Origin of the sequence: Actinoplanes sp. NPDC026670 (genome assembly GCF_040638175.1) — a bacterium.
Taxonomy (GTDB): domain Bacteria; phylum Actinomycetota; class Actinomycetes; order Mycobacteriales; family Micromonosporaceae; genus Actinoplanes.
The window spans coordinates 37613-56715 of record NZ_JBEZXU010000056.1; the positions used below are offsets into that span (position 1 = coordinate 37613).

16 protein-coding genes are annotated in these 19103 nt (G+C 71.4%); 7 read left to right on the forward strand and 9 right to left on the reverse strand.

What is annotated here, in order from left to right; all coding sequences use genetic code 11:
* Positions 1 to 511: 511 nt before the first annotated feature.
* Both AB0E94_RS38620 and AB0E94_RS38625 read right to left on the reverse strand, forming a co-directional pair.
* The gene (locus AB0E94_RS38620; protein WP_360336853.1) at positions 512 to 2446 is read right to left on the reverse strand and encodes an ABC transporter ATP-binding protein; all 1935 of its coding nucleotides are present in this window, start codon (positions 2444 to 2446) and stop codon (positions 512 to 514) included.
* Between the two features lie 2 nt (positions 2447 to 2448).
* On the reverse strand, positions 2449 to 4215 hold the full coding sequence (locus AB0E94_RS38625) for an ABC transporter ATP-binding protein (protein ID WP_360336792.1): 1767 nt from the start codon (positions 4213 to 4215) through the stop codon (positions 2449 to 2451).
* Positions 4216 to 4301: 86 nt separating this feature from the next.
* Here AB0E94_RS38625 and AB0E94_RS38630 point away from each other — a divergent pair, with 86 nt between their 5' ends.
* On the forward strand, positions 4302 to 5246 hold the full coding sequence (locus AB0E94_RS38630) for a lamin tail domain-containing protein (protein ID WP_360336794.1): 945 nt from the start codon (positions 4302 to 4304) through the stop codon (positions 5244 to 5246).
* Positions 5247 to 5248: 2 nt separating this feature from the next.
* On the opposite strand, the gene AB0E94_RS38635 is transcribed toward AB0E94_RS38630, so the two are convergent.
* The 4 genes from AB0E94_RS38635 to AB0E94_RS38650 all read right to left on the reverse strand — a co-directional run bounded on the left by AB0E94_RS38635 (position 5249) and on the right by AB0E94_RS38650 (position 8689).
* Positions 5249 to 5869: a thymidine kinase gene (locus AB0E94_RS38635; RefSeq protein ID WP_360336797.1), complete on the reverse strand. Its 621-nt coding sequence runs from the start codon at positions 5867 to 5869 to the stop codon at positions 5249 to 5251.
* Between the two features lie 68 nt (positions 5870 to 5937).
* Positions 5938 to 7290: an NAD(P)/FAD-dependent oxidoreductase gene (locus AB0E94_RS38640; RefSeq protein WP_360336799.1), complete on the reverse strand. Its 1353-nt coding sequence runs from the start codon at positions 7288 to 7290 to the stop codon at positions 5938 to 5940.
* Positions 7291 to 7364: 74 nt separating this feature from the next.
* Positions 7365 to 7781, reverse strand: a complete 417-nt coding sequence (locus AB0E94_RS38645) for a MarR family winged helix-turn-helix transcriptional regulator (RefSeq protein ID WP_360336801.1) — start codon at positions 7779 to 7781, stop codon at positions 7365 to 7367.
* Entirely contained in the window at positions 7778 to 8689 is a 912-nt protein-coding gene (locus tag AB0E94_RS38650) for an alpha/beta hydrolase (RefSeq protein ID WP_360336803.1), read from the reverse strand. Before AB0E94_RS38650 ends, AB0E94_RS38645 begins: the two co-directional genes overlap by 4 nt.
* 306 nt (positions 8690 to 8995) lie before the next feature.
* Between AB0E94_RS38650 and AB0E94_RS38655 the strand changes: the two genes are divergently transcribed.
* The 5 genes from AB0E94_RS38655 to AB0E94_RS38675 all read left to right on the forward strand — a co-directional run bounded on the left by AB0E94_RS38655 (position 8996) and on the right by AB0E94_RS38675 (position 13464).
* Positions 8996 to 9361, forward strand: a complete 366-nt coding sequence (locus AB0E94_RS38655) for an Mth938-like domain-containing protein (RefSeq protein ID WP_360336805.1) — start codon at positions 8996 to 8998, stop codon at positions 9359 to 9361.
* A gap of 40 nt (positions 9362 to 9401) precedes the next feature.
* Positions 9402 to 9743, forward strand: a complete 342-nt coding sequence (locus AB0E94_RS38660) for an L-rhamnose mutarotase (RefSeq protein WP_360336807.1) — start codon at positions 9402 to 9404, stop codon at positions 9741 to 9743.
* A gap of 148 nt (positions 9744 to 9891) precedes the next feature.
* Entirely contained in the window at positions 9892 to 10134 is a 243-nt protein-coding gene (locus AB0E94_RS38665; protein WP_360336809.1) for a hypothetical protein, read from the forward strand.
* 44 nt (positions 10135 to 10178) lie between these two features.
* Positions 10179 to 11810: an ATP-binding protein gene (locus tag AB0E94_RS38670; RefSeq protein WP_360336811.1), complete on the forward strand. Its 1632-nt coding sequence runs from the start codon at positions 10179 to 10181 to the stop codon at positions 11808 to 11810.
* A 19-nt stretch (positions 11811 to 11829) separates the two neighbouring features.
* A complete protein-coding gene (locus tag AB0E94_RS38675; RefSeq protein ID WP_360336813.1) occupies positions 11830 to 13464 on the forward strand; it encodes an ATP-binding protein in 1635 nt (544 codons plus the stop codon).
* Here AB0E94_RS38675 and AB0E94_RS38680 read toward each other — a convergent pair.
* The 3 genes from AB0E94_RS38680 to AB0E94_RS38690 form a co-directional block, all read right to left on the reverse strand.
* A complete protein-coding gene (locus AB0E94_RS38680) occupies positions 13450 to 14985 on the reverse strand; it encodes a glycoside hydrolase domain-containing protein (protein ID WP_360336815.1) in 1536 nt (511 codons plus the stop codon). The genes AB0E94_RS38675 and AB0E94_RS38680 overlap by 15 nt on opposite strands.
* Before the next feature lie 122 nt (positions 14986 to 15107).
* Positions 15108 to 16811: an ABC transporter ATP-binding protein gene (locus tag AB0E94_RS38685; protein ID WP_360336817.1), complete on the reverse strand. Its 1704-nt coding sequence runs from the start codon at positions 16809 to 16811 to the stop codon at positions 15108 to 15110.
* Entirely contained in the window at positions 16789 to 18534 is a 1746-nt protein-coding gene (locus AB0E94_RS38690) for an ABC transporter ATP-binding protein (protein ID WP_360336819.1), read from the reverse strand. Before AB0E94_RS38690 ends, AB0E94_RS38685 begins: the two co-directional genes overlap by 23 nt.
* A 210-nt stretch (positions 18535 to 18744) precedes the next feature.
* Between AB0E94_RS38690 and AB0E94_RS38695 the strand changes: the two genes are divergently transcribed.
* Complete coding sequence (locus tag AB0E94_RS38695) at positions 18745 to 19065, forward strand: hypothetical protein (RefSeq protein WP_360336821.1); 321 nt, start codon at positions 18745 to 18747, stop codon at positions 19063 to 19065.
* Positions 19066 to 19103 lie beyond the last annotated feature (38 nt).

The following is a 19103-nucleotide window of genomic DNA, read 5'->3' on the forward strand; positions in this document are numbered from 1 at the left end:
GCGCGGATCGCCGCCCGCGCGCCGGCGGAAGCGGTGACGGGCGCACACGTTGACGTTGTGCGTGCCCACATCGTCGCCCTGGTGTGGACGAACGCTCACGTTCGCCCGAACGTGTGCGCTCACCCCTGCCGCGGCAGTAACAGAAGCCCACAATCAGCCAACGTGTGCGCCGATCCACGTTGCCGCCCACGCAGCAGCCTCACCGAAAGGGCCGCGCCCCCAGCCGTCGCTCAGCGCGGTTTAGCCGTACGCATTCCAGTGCTGAGCGACGGCTGGCGGTCTTGGCCGTCGTTGAGCGCGGTTTAGCCGCCGGCATTCCAGTGGCGGGCGACGGCTGGCGGTCTTGGCTGTTGCTGAGCGCGGCTGGCCGCTGGTTTCGGTGTTGAGGGACCGCTAGCCGTCGCTCAGCGCGGTTTGGCCGCACCCATTCCAGTGCTGAGCGACGGCTGGCGGTCTTGGCCGCGCCGGCGAACGGTACCGGTGTGACGTCGGCGCTGCGGACGGGCGCCGGTCAGCCGGGGGTGGTGTGGGACTGCCAGGTGGCGTACATGGCGGCGTAGCGGCCCTGAGCGGCGACCAGTTCGGCGTGGGTGCCCTGTTCGACGATGTCGCCGTCGTCGACGACGATCACCCGGTCGGCCCGGCGGGCCGTGGACAGGCGGTGGGCGACCAGGATGGCGGTCCGGCCTTCCAGGAGGCGCTGGATCGCCGCCTCCACCCGCAGTTCCGAGCGCAGGTCCAGGCTCGACGTGGCCTCGTCGAGGACCACCACCCGGGGTTCGGCGACGAAGACCCGGGCCAGGGCGATCAGCTGGCGCTCGCCGGAGGAGACCGACTGGCCGCGTTCGTGCAGGATCGTGGACAGTCCGTCGGGGGAGCGGTCGACCAGTTCGCGCAGGCCCACCGCGTCCACGGCGGCGTGCACCACCTCGTCGGGGACGTCCGGACGGGCGAAGGCGATGTTGTCGCGCAGCGTCCCGGCGAACAGGAACGGCTCCTGCGGCACCACCCCGACCTGCCGGTGCAGCGAGTCGAGGGTGACGTCGCGCAGGTCGTGGCCGTCGATCAGGACTGTTCCGGAGTCCGGGTCGTAGAGCCGGGACACCAGTTTGGCCAGCGTCGACTTGCCGGCGCCGGTCGGGCCGACACACGCGATCGTCTCGCCCGGCGCGATCCGCAGGTTCACTCCGCGTAGTACTGGCCGCGTGAGATCGTACCCGAAAGTGATCTCACGCAGCTCGATCCGGCCGGACGCCGGCGGCAGCGGCTGGGCGCCGGGTTTCTCGCGGACCGCGGGGACCGTGCCGAGCAGGCCGCGGAGCTTGCCGAGCGCGGCGCGGGCCTGCTGATAGTTGGTGTAGAGCTGGACCAGCTGCTGAACGGGCTGGAAGAACGCGTTCAGGTAGAGGACGAAAGCGGTCAGCTCACCGATCGTCAGGGTGCCGCGCAGCACCATCCGGCCGCCGATCAGCAGCAGCGCGGCCAGGCCGAGCAGCCCGATCACCGACGTGCCGGGGCCGTAGACGGCGTTGATCCGGCCGGTGTGGTCGTTGGCGTCGCGGTAGGCGCCGACCACCTCCCGGTGGGCGATCACGTTGCGGTCCTGCTGGTTGTGGGCGGTGATGACGCGTACGCCGTTCAGGCTCTCGGTCAGGTGAGTGAACAGCCCGGCGATCGTGTCGCGCTGCCGGAGATAGCCGACGTCGGCGGCCTTCCGGAACCAGAGCGTGAGCAGCAGCAGCGGCGGCACCACCAGGAGCAGGGTGATCGCGGCGAGCGTGGCGTCGTAGTGGACGAGGACCGCGGTGACCACCACCATGGTCAGCCCGTGGATGAGGAACTGCGCGAACCCCTCCTGCAGCAGTTGCTGGAGCGCCTCCACGTCGGAGGTCATCCGGGTCATGGTGACGCCGGCCTTCTCCGTCGTGTAATGGTCGAGGCTGAGCCGCTGCAACTGGGTGAACACGCGGACCCGCAGGTCACGGGTGCTGTAGGCGGCGAGCCGCCCGCTGGTGCGGATGCGCACGGCGGTGGCCGCGGCGGTCAGCGCCACCGAGGCCAGGAACGCGACCGCCGCGAACACGAGGACCGGCACGTCCCGCGCGACGATGCCGTGGTCGATGCCGACCTGCACCAGGTACGGCCCGGACTGGAGCAGCATCGCCTCGACCCCGACCGCGAACGCCGCGGTGACCAGCAGCCCGGGACGGCCGGACAGCAGCGACCACAGGGTGAGCCGGCCGTCGTCCGGGGCGTGGCTGAACGTCTCGGCCGGGTCCGGATGGTCGGGCTCGCTCGCTTCCAGCAGGGTGACGCCGGCCGCGAGCTCGGGTGGCACCCCGGCGAACGGCGTGTTGCCCTGCCGGCGGGTGCCGGTGCCGCCCATCCCGGCGATCGCCCCCGACCCGGGACCGCCGCCGGGACCGCCGAAACCGCCTCCGAACATGCTCACGCGTGCACCTCCGTGGCCAGGACCCGCCCGTAGCGGGGTTCGGTCGCCAGTAGCTCGGCATGGGTTCCGGTTGCGACGGCCTGACCGTTGTCGATCAGCACGACCCGGTCGGCGAGGCCGATCGTGGCCAGCCGGTGCGCGACCACGATGGTGGTGCGGTCGCGCATCAGGTCACGTAGCGCCTCGTGGATCTCGTGCTCGACCCGGACGTCGACCGCGCTGGTAGCGTCGTCGAGGATCAGCACCGGCGGGTTGACCAGCAGCGCCCGGGCGATCGCGACACGCTGCCGCTGGCCGCCGGAGAGGGTGTAGCCGCGTTCGCCGACGACGGTGTCGTACCCCTCCGGAAGCTCCTGGATGAAACCGTCGGCGCCGGCCGCGACAGCGGCGGTGACCACCTGGTCGCGTGTCGCCGACGGATGTCCGAAAGCGATGTTGTCGTGCAGCGAGACGGAGAACAGGAACGGCTCGTCCGGCACGATCCCGACCCGGTCACGCAGCGTCTCCAGGGGGTAGTCGCGCACGTCGGCGCCGTCGATCAGCACCCGCCCGCCGCCGGTGTCGTAGAACCGCGCCGCCAGCCGCGCCACCGTGCTCTTGCCGCTGCCCGTCGCCCCGACCAGCGCGACCGTCTCCCCGGGCCGGATGTGCAGGTCAAGACCATCAAGACCGAGGGTCCCATCAGGGTACGCGAACCGCACTCCCTCGAAACGCACGTCGCCCCGAGGCTGGGGGACCACCGGGACGGCCGGATCGTCGAGCTCCGCGGGCGTGTCCAGGATGTCGTAGATGCGCTGTGCGGACGCGGCCGCCCGCTGCCCCATCATGATGATCATGCCGAGCATCCGGAACGGCGGCTGGAGCATCAGCACGTAGGAGTTGAACGCCACGATCGTGCCGACGGTGGCGTTGCCGTCGAGCACCATCAGCCCGCCGACCAGCAGCACCATCGCGAGCCCGAGCCGGGGCAGGTTGTCCATCACCGGCATCCAGCGGCTGCGGATCCGGGCGTCGGTGGTGTACGCCCACCGCACCCCGTCGGCGGCCCGCGCGAGCGTGTCGATCTGCCGTTTCTCGGCCGCGAACGCCTTCACGATCCGGACGCCCTGGATGTTCTCGTCGACCACGGTCGCCACCCCGGCCAGCCGGGACTGGATCAGCCACGACACCGGGAAGATCGCCTTGCGCATCCGGACGCCGAGCACCGCGATCACCGGCATGGTCAGCATCGCCACGACCGCCAGGGGCGCGTTGATCGACACCATCAGGGCGAACGCGATGCCCGCGATGGTGCACTGGACCAGGATGGACGGGCCGAACGCCAGGTACATCTGCACGGCCCGGATGTCGCTGGTGGCCCGGGAGATCAGCTCGCCGGACTGGACCCGGTCGTAGAAGCCGTACGACATCCGCATGAAGTGGCCGAACACCAGGTTGCGCAGGTCGTACTCCATCTCGTACGCGGTGCGCAGCAGGTAGAGCCGGGCCAGGAAGTTGATCACACCCTGCGCGACGGCGAGCCCGGCGATCAGCCAGACGTACTTCTCCAGCCCCTCGGTGCGGTCGACGAGCGCCCGGTCGATGCCGATCCGCACCAGGTCGGGGATCTGCACCTGCACGATCAGGCCGATGAAGGACAGCGTCAGCGAGGTGATCAGCAGCGCGCGGTGGGCACGGACGATGGGCCAGGCGCGGCGTAACCAGCTTTTCGTGGGATCCGGGTGGATGCCGGCCCTGGGGGCCCGGCGTGGCGGCGCGGTCAAGCGGTACTCCTCACGAGAGATACTGCTTAGCCTAGCTAACTATCTGGTCTTCTCAAGCCCGCCGTCGCGCGGTCGATGAATGCGGCATGCTTCGCCGCCTCGCCGTTCTCGCCGCCGCCACCACGCTGACCGCTCTCGGCCTCGCCGCGCCCGCCTCAGCCGCCTCCACCGCCTGCCGGGCGGACGCCGGCAGCCCGCGCTGCCAGGTGTGGACGGCGAAGTTCGACTGGGCGCCGGACGGTGACACGATCCGCGTCGACCTCGCCGGGGACGGCACGAAAGAGCTGGTCTCGGTACGGATCCTGGGCATCCAGGCGATGGAGATGAAGAACTACTCGCACTACCCCGAGCGGCGTAAGGGCGACTGTCACGCGATCGCCGCCAACGCCCGCCTCGAACAGCTGCTGAACTCCGGCGGCGGCACCGTGCGGCTCACCTCGCTCAAGGCGTCCAGCAAGAGCCAGGGCCGGCCGCTGCGGTCGGTCGCGGTCAAGGTCGGCGGGCAGTGGCGGGACGTCGGCGAGCAGATGGTCCGCGAGGGCTACGCGCTCTGGCAGGCGTGGCCCGGCGAATGGGCGATGGACGAGGCGTACCACCGGGCCGCCCAGGAGGCCGCGGCCGCCGGACGGGAGCTCTACGACACCGGCAGCTGCAAATCCGGCCCGGCCCAGAACAGCGGCATCAGCCTGACCGTCAACCCGGACGCCGACGGCATCGACGAGCAGAACCTGAACGGCGAGTGGTTCCAGGTCCACAACCCGTCCGCCGCGGACGTGCCGATCGCCGGCTGGTGGGTGCGCGACTCCGGCCTGCGGCGCTACACCTTCCCGGCCGGAACCGTGGTCCCGGCCGGCGGCGACGTCTACGTCCACATCGGCAAGGGCAAGGACACCGCGACCCACAAGTACTGGGGTCTCACCAAGCCGATCTTCACCAACGTCGACCCGGCCCGGCACAATGTCGGCGACGGCGGCTACCTCTTCGACATGCACGGCGACCTGCGTGCCTGGATGATCTACCCCTCGGTCTGACCTCAGACCGGGCCGGCGTCCCCGTTGCGCCAGTGGCGGCGGCACAGCACCCGGTACGTGACCTCGGCCGCGTCCGACGTGTCGCCGACCGCCACCTGGGCGCCCGACCGGGCCACCCGCCCGTCCTCGATCCGCGCGTTCTGCCGCCCCGGGCGCCCGCACCAGCAGGTCACCTCGACCTGGAGCGACACGATGTTGTCGGCCAGCTCCAGCAGCCGCTGCGCGCCCGGGAACAGGTGCGACATGAAGTCCGTCGAGATCGCGTAACAGTCCACGTCCACACACAGCTCGTCGACCGCCCAGGCCAGCTGCTCGACCTGCTCCGGCCGCAGGAACTGCGCCTCGTCGACGATCACGAACCCGCCGGCCGGCACGGCGTCGGCGATCAGCGCGGTCAGCTCGGTGCCGTCGGTCACCTCGATCGCGTCCGCGGCGACACCGAGCCGCGACGACATCACCCCGGCGCCGGCCCGGTCCATGCTGGTCAGCAGGATCCCGGGCCGGCCCGCCTGCCGCCGGTTGTACGCGTTCTGCAGCGCGAGCGTCGACTTGCCCGCGCCCATGCTGCCGTGGAAGAGCGTCAGCTCGTGAAAGACCGGAGCGAGACTCCTGGCGCGGGGCACCACAGGGGTGCTGACGGTGACCGGGACCAAGGTGAGCCTTTCTCAGGACTTTCGCGGGCCGCCATACGCTACCCGACCCGTTTCGCCCCTTCTTCAGGCCGGCGGAAGGGGTCGCCGTACGCCCGGATCGCCTGCCGTGCGAAAGCCTGCTGCTGGGTGGAGACCCGCTCCGAACGGCCGCGGCCGAGGAAACTGACGAACCAGTGCAACACCGCGGTCACCCGGTTCTTGAAGCCGACCAGGTAGAACAGGTGCACCGCCACCCACACCACCCACGCCGGGAAGCCCGCCAGATGCACCTTCCCGATGCTCGCGACCGCCGAGAAGCGGGAGATCGTCGCCAGGCTGCCCTTGTCGAAATAGCGGAACGGCTGACCCGTCTCCTTACCGGCCAGGCGGCGCTTGATCTGGTCGGCGGCGTGCCGGCCGCTCTGGATGGCCACCTGCGCCACCCCCGGCAGCGGCTTCCCGTCCGCGCCGGCCAGGTTCATCATGTCGCCGAGCGCGAAGATCTCCGGGTGGCCCGGCAGCGAGGTGTCCGGCTCGACCAGGATCCGGCCGGCCCGGTCGGTCTTCGCCCCGGTCGCCGCCGCCAGTTTCGTGGCCAGCGGAGGCGCCGCCACGCCGGCCGCCCACACCTTCGTCATCGCCGGGATGCGCTCGCGCTCCCCGTTCGACTCGACCTCGATGCTGCTCGCGTCGACACCGACCACCATCGTGTTGGTCCGCACCTCGACGCCGAGCTTGTCGAGCTGCCGCTCGGCCTTCGCCGAGAGCTGGTCACCGAACGTGTTCAGCACCGCCCCGACCGCGTCGACCAGCAGGATCCGCGCCTTGCGGGAGTCGATGTGCCGGAACTGCCCGACCAGGTTGCGGTGCGCCAGCTCGGCGATCTGCCCGGCCATCTCGGTGCCGGTCGGGCCCGCCCCGACCACCACGAACGTCATCCACCGCTCGATCGTCTCCGGATCGGTGTGCAGGTCGGCCACCTCGAACGCGCCGAAGATCCGGGCCCGCAGCTCCAGGGCGTCGTCGATGCTCTTCATGCCCGGCGCGTGGTCGGCGAACTGGTCGTTGCCGAAGTAGGACTGCGAGGCGCCGGCCGCCACGATCAGCGTGTCGTACGGCACCGTGTAGTCGATGCCCGGACCGGCCACCGACACGATCCGGTTCTCCACGTCGACGTCCTGCACCCAGCCGAGGCGCACGTCCACGTTCTTCTGCTTGCGCAGCACCTCCCGGATCGGCGGCGCCACCTCGCCCTCCGACAGGATCCCGGTCGCGACCTGGTACAACAACGGCTGGAAGAGGTGGTACGCCGTACCGTTGATCAGGGTGATCTCGACGTCGGCGCGTCGCAGCGCCTTGATCGCGAAGAGGCCGCCGAAACCGGCCCCCACGACTACCACTCGATGACTCATCAGTACTTCCTCACCCTCCGGGGCACCCAGCAATCACTCTGGTATGCCCAAGGTTCCAGCGGAAGTACCGGCGATCAGGTCAAGCGCTGTGTGATTCGTCCCAGCCAGCGGGCCACCACGTCCAGTTCCTCGTCGCTGAACCCGTCGGAGATCTCGGTGTTCAGCTCCTTCACCACGTCCCTGGCCACGGCGACCGCCTCCCGCCCGGCCGGGGTCAGGCTCAGCCGCACCGCCCGGGCGTCGGCCTGATCCGGCGTCTTGATCAGGAAGCCGCCCTTCTCCAGGCGGCTGACCAGGCCGCTGATCCCGGACGGCGACGCGCACAGGGCCGCGCTGACGTCACCGACCAGCGCGTTGTCATACGCCGCCAGATGGAACAGCACCCCCGCCCCGGCCGCGCCGAGCCCGCTGTCGCCGGACCGCGCGTCGATCCACCGCCGGACCGAACGCTCGGCGATCATCATCTGGAAGACGAGGCGGTGGCCGCTCATCGCTGTGTGTCGGTCCCGTCGGGCGCGTCGGCTCGCTGGGGCGAGTCGGCTCCCTGGGGCGCGTCGGCGATCCGCTTCTGGAGCCAGGTCAGCAGGTCGGGCCAGAGGGTGTCGCGGGCGGAACGTCGCATGAACCCATGGTGGCCGATCCGCTGCACGCCCGCATCGGCCGGGGTGTGGGTGCGGCGCTCCACCTGCGCGTTCGGCAGCCGGGCGGCCAGTTCGCCGACCTGCCCCGGCGTCGCCCACGGGTCGTCGCTCAACCCGATCACCAGCACCGGCTGGGTGACGGCGGCGGCCCGCTCGGCGCCCCGCATGACCGGATCGTCGAACAGATAGTTCGGCAGCGCGCCCCAGCCGGCCCACTGCCGCACGGCGGCCACCGAGATGTCCTCGCCGAGACCCAGGCGGCGGGCTGGAACATATCCGAGAAATCCGGCAAGAGCCGGACCGAGCAAAGACAGCACGAGTCGTACGCGCAGCCGCTCCACCCGGTCCGGAATGGCCGCGATCGACGCCACGTGCGAGGCCACGAGCACGAAGGCGGTCAGCCCCGGCCCGCCGCGCCCGAGAGCGAGAGCGTGCCCGCCGACGCTGTGCCCGACTGCGAGCTGTGGCAGCCCCGGGAACCGGGCGGCCGCCCAGGCGGTCATCGCCGGCACGTCCTGCTCGATCCAGTCGCGCATGCCCACCTCCCGATGGTCACGTGGCGAACCGGACCGCCCGGTGCCCCGGTAGTCGTAGGTGACCACCGCGATCCGGTTCTCTGCCAGGAACGACGCGAACCCGGTGTAGAACCCGGCCGGTGTCGCCGTCGCCGGGTGCACCACGAGCACGGCGGCCGGCTCCTCCGCCGGCTCGAACAGCGTCCCGCCCAGCCCGTCCACGTCGATCAAAGTATTTCGCATGCGACATAAACTAGCGCCCGCCCTCCGTTCTTCAAAGCCACCCCTCCGGCTCGCGCACGGGCGCTTCCACGCCGCGCGGGCGTCGCGTCCGAGCCCGCCGGCCGTCTTTCCGGGCCGTCCTGGCGTCCCGTCCAAGCCCGCCGGCCGTCGCCTACGGCGGTTCTGCGGTGCGGATTACCGTTCTGGCGTACGGCCGGGCCTGCGGGCCGTCGCCTACGGCGGTTCTGCGGTGCGGATTACCGTTCTGGCGTACGGCTCGCGGGCTTGCCGGAACGGTGGGCGGCGGATCACGGATGAGGAGATGGAATGGCGGAATCGCCGAGGATCACGTCGATCGTGTGGGGGACGATGGAGGTCGAAGGGCTCGAGCCGGGCAAGGACTTCAAGCTCTGGCCCGGCGGCGGGCGGCCCTGGGACTGGCGGGAGACCGGCACCCAGCACAGCCCGGGTGTCCAGCCCGCCGACGTGCAGGAACTGCTCGACAACGGCGCGACGGTCGTCGTGCTCTCCCGCGGCATGGACGAGCAGTTGCAGATCGACCCGGCGACCCTGGAGTTCCTGCGCGGGCACGACATCACCGTGCACGAGGCGGAGACCACCGAGGCGGTCCGGCTGTACAACGAGCTGGCCGCGACCGAGGCGGTGGGCGGGCTGTTCCACAGCACGTGCTGACGGATTGAAACGTTACGGACGAGACGGCAGGATGGCCGCCATGACGTACGTGTGCTTCACGCTTCAGGTCGACCCGTCGAAGCTGGACGCCTACCGGGAGGCGCACGCCGCCGTCTGGCCGGACATGCTGCGGGCGCTCCACGACACCGGCTGGCGTGACTACCGGCTCTTCCTGCGACCGGACGGGCTGCTCGTCGGCACCCTCCAGACCGACGACTTCGCCGCCGCCCAGGACGCGATGGCGCGCACCGAGGTCAACGCCCGCTGGCAGGCCGCGATGGCCGAGTTCTTCCCCACGCTCGGCGAGTCCCGCCCGGACGAGGGCATGCTCGTCCTCGACCAGGTCTTCCACCTGGAGGAGCAGATCGAGCGCCTGAAGTAGGTGATCACGCTCATCGACGCATCGTGCCGTCCGGCCCGGCTCACCGGAAACAGACAGGGAACGTACAGGTCAGGGGTGGAACGGGCGGCCTACCCTGGAATCCGGACGGCACGCGGATCGCGGGCCGGGCAGAACGAGGAGACGTTCGGTGGGCTTCGTCAAACGGTTCGTGCTCTCGATGGTCGCGTCGAAACTTCAGCGCATGTCCCACAAGGGGCACAACCCGATCGCCGACGGCATGCTGCGTGAGGTCAACCGCAAGCTCTACGGCCACGGCTACCACCACCCGGGCGGCTACGGGCACCCCGGCGCGTATGGGCACCACGGCCACTACCGGCATCACGGGCACTATCGCCACCACGGCCACTACCGGCGGCGCCGCTGGTTCTGACCCGGTGGTGTCAGTTCCCGCCGTCCGGTGCCGATAGGGGGCAGGTGGGGAGCGAGCGGGAGCGGCGGCGCGTCGCTGCCCTGCGCGAGTACCACCTGCTCGACACGCCGCCCGCCGCCGAGCTGGAGGCCGTGGTCCGGGTGGCCGCGACCGTCGCCGGGGTGCCGACGGCGACACTGAACCTGCTCGACGACCGGCGGCAGTACCAGCTGACCACGGTCGGGTTCGCCGGCCGGCAGTGCGACCGGGCGGACTCGATGTGTGCGGTGCGCCTGGACCGTGGTGACTTCGTGCACCTGCCGGACGCCCGGGAGGAACCGGACTACCGGAACAATCCGTGGGTGGACGGACGGCTCGGGCGGATCGTGTTCTACGCGTCGGCGCCGCTGATCAGCCCCCGTGCGCATGTGATGGGCACGCTGTGCGTCTTCGACGGCCGGCCGCGGCGGCTGTCGGCGGAACAGATCGGCCGGCTGGAGGACCTGGCCGGCATCGTGGTCGCGTTCTTCGAGCGGCGTCGGCTGGCCCGCCTGTCGGCCGGGCTCAACGAGACGATCCGGGCCAGGGAACAGTGGACCCGTACCGTGCTGGACAGCATCGACGAGGCGGTGATCGCGGTCGATCCGGCCAGCCGGATCGCCCTGTTCAACCAGGCTGCGCACCGGCTGCATCCGGACGCCGACCTGGTGGCCGGCCCGGCCGGCTCGGCGGCCCGTCTCCAGTTGTACGAGCCGGACGGCCGGACCCTGATTCCCGACGACGAGGTGCCACTGGTGGTGGCGATCCGTGACGGTGTGCCGGTCCGGGGCCGGGAACTGATGATCCGGGAGCCCGGCCGGGAACCGCGGTCGGTGCTGGCGAACGCGGCGCCGCTGCGGACCGCCGACGGGCTGGTGACCGGCGCGGTCGTGGCGCTGCACGACGTCACCGCGGAACGCGCCCGGCAGCGGATCCTGGAGGAGGCGCACGAGCGGCTCGCCACCGCCAACGCCGAGCTGCGCCGCTCCAACGCCGACCTGGCCAACTTCGCCGGGGCGGTATGCCACGACCTGGTCGCGCCGCTGGCCGCCGTCGGCGGGTACCTGGAGCTGCTCGCCGATCCGGATGAGCCGTCGCCGCGCATCAGCGGCTGGGTGGAGTCGGCCGCGCAGGCGGTGGCGCAGATGCGAGACCTGATCGACGCACTGCTCGACCACGCCCGGGCCGGCAGTGCCCCGGTGCGTTCGCTGGCCGTACCGCTGAATGATCTTGTCGTTGAGGTCCTGAACGACCTGGACCGGGAGATCACCGCGGCCGGCGCACGCGTGAGCGTGCCCGGACCGCTGCCGGTGGTGACCGGCGACCCGGTGCTGATCCGGCAGCTGATGCAGAACCTGATCGGAAACGCCGTGCGGTACCGGCACCCGGACCGGCCGCCCAGCATCGAGATCACCGCCGCCGGTCCGGGGGTGCGGATCGCCGACAACGGGGTCGGCATTCCGCCGGCCCGCCGCGAGGAGGTGTTCGACATGTTCGCGCGGGTCGGCGACCGGGCGGCGGCGGGGCACGGCATCGGCCTGTCGAGCTGCCTGCGGATCGTCGAACGGCACGGCGGGTCGATCACGGTCGAGGAGACGCCGGGCGGCGGCACCACGATGACTGTCACGCTGCCCGGGAAAGCGTCAGATAGCCGGTAGCGGTGCCGATCTGATACTTGTGGATCTGGCTGAACGGGTGCCGCCGAGGGAGCGTCTCCGCCTTGCCGCGCTGCACGAGTATCGGCTGCTCGATGCGCCGGCCGGGGACGAGCTGGAGGCTGTCGTCCGGGTCGCCGCCACGGTGGCGGGCGTGCCGAACGCGTCGCTCAACCTGATCGACGAGAACCGCCAGTGCCAGCTCACCACGGTCGGGTTCGAGGGCTCGGACTCGGAGCGCTCCGATTCGATGTGCGCGGTCCGGTTCGAGACCGGTCTGTTCACCCATGTCCCGGACGCCAGCGTCGACCCGGTTTTCCGCACCAATCCGTGGGTGACCGGAGTGCTCGCCGAGGTCCGCTTCTACGCCTCGTTTCCGCTGGTCACGCCGGAGGGGCACGCGCTCGGGTCGCTGTGCGTCTTCGACTCCGAGCCGGGGGAGCTGGACGGCGGGCAGATCGAGCGGCTCAAGGACCTGGCCCAGATCATTCTGGCGCTGTTCGAGCGGCGGCGGCAGGCGCGGATCAACGGCGAGCTGGCCGCGCTGGCCGAGGAGCGGCAGCGGTGGACCGACACGCTGCTGGAGACCATCGACGTGGCGGTGGTGGCGGCCGACCAGGCCGGGCGGCTGACCCTCTTCAACCGGGCCGCGCGCGAGTGGCACGGCATGGACGAGCTGCCCGGCGAGTACCGGCTGTTCGAGACCGACGGGCGCACGCCGTTGCGGCCGGAGATGGCGCCGCTGGCGAGGGCCCTGCGCGACGGCAGCGTCAAGGACGCCGAGATGATCATCAAGCGGCCCGGCGGAGAGCCGCTCCAGGTCAGCGTCAGCGGCCGGTCGCTGATCGGGCCGGGCGGCGTCGCGCAGGGCGCGGTCGTCGCGATGAACGACGTGACCAGCGCCCGCGCCCAGCAGCGGGCGATCGAGGAGGCCCGGCGTGAGCTGGCCGCCGCCAACGCCGACCTGCGCCGGTCGAACGCCGACCTGAGCAACTTCGCCGGGGCGGTCAGTCACGACCTGGTCGCGCCGCTCACCTCGGTCGGCGGCTACCTGGAGCTGATCGGCGACGAGGTGGAGGGCCGCCCGAAACAGTGGGCGGACTCCGCGTCCCGGGCGGTCACCCGGATGCGGGACCTGATCATGTCGCTGCTCGGGTACGCGCAGGCCGGCAGCGCCCCGGTGCGCCAGGCCACCGCCGACCTGGGCGACCTGTTCGAGCAGGTCCGCACCGACCTGCGCCCGGCCGCGGAGGCCGCCGGGGCGACGGTCGGGACGCCCGGCCGGCTGCCGCTCGTCGACGGCGACCCGGTGCTGGTCCGGCAGCTGCTGCAGAACCTGATCGGCAACGCGATCAAGTACCGCGACCCGGCCCGGGACTGCCAGGTCACGGTCACCGCCGAGCACGGGCCGGGCGGCTGGACCGTGGCGGTCGCCGACAACGGGCTGGGCATCCCGCCGGAACAGCGGCGGCGGGTCTTCGAGATGTTCACCAGACTCGGCAACGGCGCCGCCGGCGGCCACGGCATCGGGCTGTCCACCTGCTGGCGGATCGTGGAACGGCACGGCGGCGACATCCGGGTCGACGAGACCCCGGGCGGCGGCACCACCGTGCTGTTCACCCTGCCGGAGCGGGCCGGCGAATCAGAAGAGCGGTGACCGACCCTTGTAGCCGGTGCTGACCCGCAGCCCGGCGACGAAGCCCTTGCCGTTGCCGCGGTAGACCATCAGGTAGCCGGTCGACGTCTGGATCGCGGCCAGGTCGGTCCAGCCGTCCCGGTCGAAGTCGCCCACGCCGAGCAGGTCACGCAGCCCGGTCGCGGTGCCGACCTTCAGCGCCGCCTGGAATCCGCCGGCCTTGCCGCGGTACAGGTAGAGCGCCCCGGTGCTGTTCAGCTTGACCAGCAGGTCCTGGTAGCCGTCCCGGTTGAAGTCGCCGACGCCGGCGAACTCACTGCGGTTGTTCCAGTCGCCGTACGCCAGCGCCACCCGCTTGCCGAACTTGGTTCCGGCCGTTCCCGGGTAGAGGTAGACGTTGCCGTTGCTGGTCTGCGCGGCGAGCATGTCCGGGTAGCCGTCCCGGTTGAAGTCGCCGATCGCGGTCAGCTCCCGCATGTGGCCGAAACTCTTGTACAGCTGCTTGCGGGCGCCGAACTTGCCGGTGCTCAGGCCGGGGTAGAAGAACACCGCGCCGGCCTTGGTGCGGACGATCAGGTCGGTCAGGCCGTCCCGGTTGAGGTCCATCCGCAGCAGCGCGTTCGCCGACGCGTAGGCGCCGACGGAGGTGCGGCCGCCTTCGGAGACCCACGTCCCGTTGCCGGGGTACGCGAACAGGTTGCCGGTCGACGAGGTCCGGGCCATGATGTCGGACCAGCCGTTGCGGTTCCAGTCGGACAGCTTCGCCGACGGCAGCAGGGCGAAGTCCAGGTAGTCGTTGTCGATGTTGATCGTCACGCCGCCCCAGGTCTCCTGGTGGGCGCCGCGGTACTGCTTCATCCGCCGCTTCGGGGCCCAGTAGCTCGCCGGGATCACCTTGTCGGTGACCGTGACGACCTGGTCCCAGCGGGCGAAGTCGACGTAGTCGGGCCGCACGTACCCCGGCCGGTTCCAGACGGCGACCATGTCCGCGATGCCGGTGGCGGCGCTGCTGTAGTAGCCGGAGAAGTAGCCGAAGTCGTGCAGGCGGGCGGTCCACGAGTTCATGAACGTCAGCACGCCGTCGCGGCAGGCGATGTTCTTGCTGTCGTACGACTCCATGTCGTAGATCAGCACGCTCTCCTTCGACAGCCCGAGCGCGGTGGCCTGGCGTACCGCGTCCTCGGCGGTGGCCCGGCCCTGCGCGGCCGCGTTGGCGTTGTCGATCAGGTTCCGTTTCGTCAGCGTGGTGCAGCTGGCCTGCGGGCCGACGTAGAGCGGGATCAGCCGCCAGCCGCGGGTGATCTGCTCGCGCACCCACTCCGGGGTGAGGTTGGCCTGGGTGCAGCCGCGGTTGTTGCCGCCGAAGTAGATGCCGGCCGCCCGGTACGGCGACGACGCCAGCCACGCGGCCATCGTGTCGCTGGACGGGGCGGTGCAGGCGTCGAACCCGTATCCGGTGAAGTTGCCCGGCTGCGGGGCGAGCGCGGCGGCGGCGCCCGCGTTGCCGTTGATCAGCGCCAGCGGGGCGACCGAGAGTGTCACGATCGCTGCTGCGAGTAGCCGCCTCCGGTATCTGACCACGCCGGCGGTGAACTTTCGCAGCATGGGAACTCACTTCATCGATACGGAGGGCCCATAGAGGTAAGCAGACCGGGTGCCGCCGGTCAATGCCGGTTCCAGGCGGTCACCAGATCCGCGTACCGGCCGGGCCCGGCGGCCAGCGTGGCGTGCGGTCCGGACTGGACGATCCGGCCGTCGTCGAAGACCAGCACCCGGTCCGCGTTCTCCGCGGTGATCATCCGGTGGGCGATCGAGACGGTGGTCCGGCCCCGGGTCAGTGCCGCGAGGGCGGCCTGCACGGCGACGTCGGTGGCCGGGTCGATGCCGGAGGTCGCCTCGTCGAAGACCACCAGGTCGGGGTCGGCCAGCGCGGTCCGGGCCAGCCCGGCCAGCTGCCGCTCGCCCGCCGACAGCAGCTCGCCGCGCAGCCCGACCGGGGTGTCCAGGCCGTACGGCAGCGCGTCCAGCCAGTCCCGCAGACCGAGTCCATCGAGGATGCGGGCCACGTCGGCGTCGGTGGCGCCGGGCCGGCCGAGCCGGATGTTGGCGGCGAGCGTGCCGTCGAACAGGAACGGGTCCTGCGGCAGGATCACCACCCGCCCGGCTGCCGGGCCGAGCCGGTCCAGCGGCACTCCGCTGAGCCGGATCGTGCCGCTCGCCGGGTCCAGCCTGCGGGTGAGCAGCTTGGCGAACGTCGACTTGCCCGACCCGGTACGCCCCACCACCGCCACGTGCTCCCCGGGCTCGATCGTGACACTCACCTCGTGCAGCACCAGCGGGCCGTCGCCGTACCTGGCGCTGACGTGCTCGACGCGTACCCCGACCGGCCCGTCCGGCAGTGGCCGCCCGTCGCTGACCTCGGCGCTCGGCGTGTCGGCCAGCTCCCGCGCCCGTTTCCAGCCGGCCAGCGCGTTCTGCGCCTCGCCGAGGCTCTGCACCAGGAACTGCAACGGCCTGACGAAGAACGTGACCAGGAAGACCATCGCCACCACCTGCCCCGGCGACAGCCGCGGCACGCCGTCCCCGGCCAGCGACCACCACACGCCGCCGAGCAGCACGGTCACCGTCATCGTGGCGATGGTGATCTCACCGAGCGAGGCGTTGCCGTGCAGGGCCGGCTGGGTGCGGATCAGGCTGTCCCGGGCCCGGTCCACGGCCACGTCGAGTTTCGCGCGGGCCCGCTGCTCGGTGCCGGTCGACCGGATCAGCGCGGCGCCGCCGACCGACTCGGTGACCGCCCGCTGCAACTCGGACAGATCCCGGCGGGCGGCGCCGAACCGGCGCCCGATCACCCGCTGCATCAGCGCCATCCCGGTGATCAGCACCCCGGCCAGCAGCAGCACCGGAAGCGCCAGCTGCCAGCTGTACACCGACATGATCACGCCGGCGATCAGCAGCTGCGCGGCGTTGGTGACGAACTGGACGCCGCCACCCTGGAGGAACGTCGTCATCTGGTCGAGGTCGCTGGTCAGCCGGGCCACCAGGTCGGCTGTCGGGGTGCGGTCGGCGGTGCCGGCCGCCATGTCGTGCACCCGGCGCAGCCCGGCCCGCCGCAGCCGGGCGATGGCCGCCTCGACCCGGGTCTGCAACCGCCGGTTGAGCAGCAGCGACGAGCCGCCGGCGACCAGCACGGCGACCGCGCCGACCGCCACCGCGGGCCCGACCGTGTGCGGCGCCAGGCCGGTGTCGATCACCCGCTGCACGGTCAGCGGCGCGACGATCCGCCCGCCTCCGGCGGTCAGCGCCAGCAGGCCGGTCAGGGCCAGGCCGGTCCGGAGCTCCGGTTCATCGAGCAGGGGTACGCGCATCGCCCGCCGCCTCCTCGTCATGGTCGTAGGCGGTCACGATGCGCCGGTACTCCTCGACGTCACGCAGCTGTTCCGGGGTGCCGTCGGCGACGATCCGCCCGGCCCGGACCAGCACCACCCGGTCGGCGATGCGCAGCGGACCCGGCCGGTTGGTGGTGAACAGCACGGTCGCCCGGACACCGGCCAGGGCGTCGAGGACCTGCCGTTCGACGGCCGGGTCGAGGGCCGAGGTGGCGTCGTCGAGCAGCAGCAGGCGCGGCCGGCGCAGCAGGGCCCGGGCCAGGCAGATCCGCTGCCGCTGCCCGCCGGACAGGGTCGCCCCGCGCTCGCCGGCCACCGTGTCCAGGCCGTCCGGCAGCGCGCGGACGATCTCGTCGGCGGCGGCCAGGCTCAGCGCCTGCCACAGCTCGTGCTCCTCGTACCGCTCGCCCAGGGTCAGGTTGTCGCGGATCGGCTCGGCGAACAGGAACGGGTTCTGCGACACCACCGCCACCGCCGCGGGCACCTCGCCGTGGGCCAGGTCGCCGACGTCGGCGCCGTCGAACAGCACGGTTCCGGCGTTCGGGCGGGACTGGCCGCCGGCCAGGTCGAGCAGGGTGGTCTTGCCGGACCCGACCGCGCCGACGACCACCGTGACGGTGCCCGGCTCCAGGGTGAGCCGTACATCGCCGATCAGCACCCGGTCGTCGCGGACCACGCTCGCGCCGCGCACCTCGACCCGCAGCGGGCCGTCGCCGGGCAGCTCGCGGTGCCCGTGCCGGACGGTCTCCGCGCTGGTCAGCACCGACTGGACACGGGACCGGCCGGCGCCGGACATCGGCAGCATGGACAGGAACCGGCTGATCACGTTGAGCGGGATGGCCACCGTGATCAGCAGGTAGACCACGCCGACCAGATCGCCGACGGTGATCGAGCCGGACGCCACCCGGGGCGTGGCGACGGCCAGCACCACCAGCACGGCCACCGTCGGCAGCAGCTCCAGCACCGGGTCGAAGACCGAGCTGACCGAGGCCATCCGCAGGTCGGCCACGCGCAGCCGGTCCACGGCGGGGGCGAACCGGGCGTCCTCGGCGTCGATCAGGCCGAGGCTGCGGACCACCGGCCCGCCCTCGATCGACTCGTGCGCGACGGCGCCGGTCAGGCCGCGGGCCTCCTGGGCCTGCCGGGCGCGCGGCGCCAGCAGCCGCTGATAGATCAGGTTGATCCCGAGGACCAGGCCGATCAGCCCGAGACCGGTCAGGCCCAGCGCCACGTCCCGGCGGAACAGCTCGGTCAGGGCCAGCAGCAGCATGAACAGCATGCCGAAGGCGAAGAACATGAACTGCACCGGCGACCACTGGGCGTCCACGTCGGAGACCGCGTGGGCGAGCAGCCGGCCGGGGGAGTGGCGCCGGTGCCAGGACAGGTCGAGGTCCAGGTAGCGGTGGGCCACCGCGCGGCGGGTCTCGGCCTGGGCCCGGAACTGGACCCGGCCGGTGGCCACGCCGCGGACGAAGATCGTGCTCCAGCGGACCGCCGAGACGCCGAGCACGAGGGCCGCGCTCGTCCACCAGGCGCCGGCCGGCACGTGCCGGCCGGTCAGGGCGGGGATCACCACGTGGTCGGTGGCCCAGCCGACGGCAGCCGCGCCGCCGACCATGGTGGCGCCGTTGACGAGACCGGCGAGGGCTGCGGCGGAGGCGGGCGCCGGGTGGGCGCGGGCGCCGGCGAGCAGGTACTTCAAGCGGTGGCCCCAATTCGGTCGGAGGTGCTCCTAATTCCTACCAACCTGATGGGTGAAATGGAAAGTGGATCCCACGACGATTCGTGATCGGCACCCATCACGAACATTGATAGTTCACCTGATGTCCATGTCTCGTTGTGCCGGGTGAACATAAGGCCGCGCCTATGGTGGTCAGACGCCTGAACGCACGGTTAACGAGAGGCAAGTGCGATGCGAGACCCGGTTCTCGAGGTCAGCACGAGCGCCGACGGCAGTGTGGTGATCCAGCCGCACGGCTCGGTCGGTCCGGACGAGGCGGTGGAGCTCCGGCAGCTCCTGGTGCACACGGTGCGCCGCGTAAGGCCGTTGCGCCTGATAGTCGATCTCGCGGATGTCCGCGAGCTCGACCCGATCAATCTCGGTTCCGTGGTCGCCGCGTGCGGCCTCGGCGACGACCACCAGGTGGCCGTCTTCGTCGACAATCCCAGTGGCCCGCTGGCTGCCCAGCTCGCCGCGGCGGGCGTGCCGTCCCAGCGGTTACGCCTCGGTTGACAGTTTCGGTCAGCGGTCATCGTCCGTCCATCCGCCGT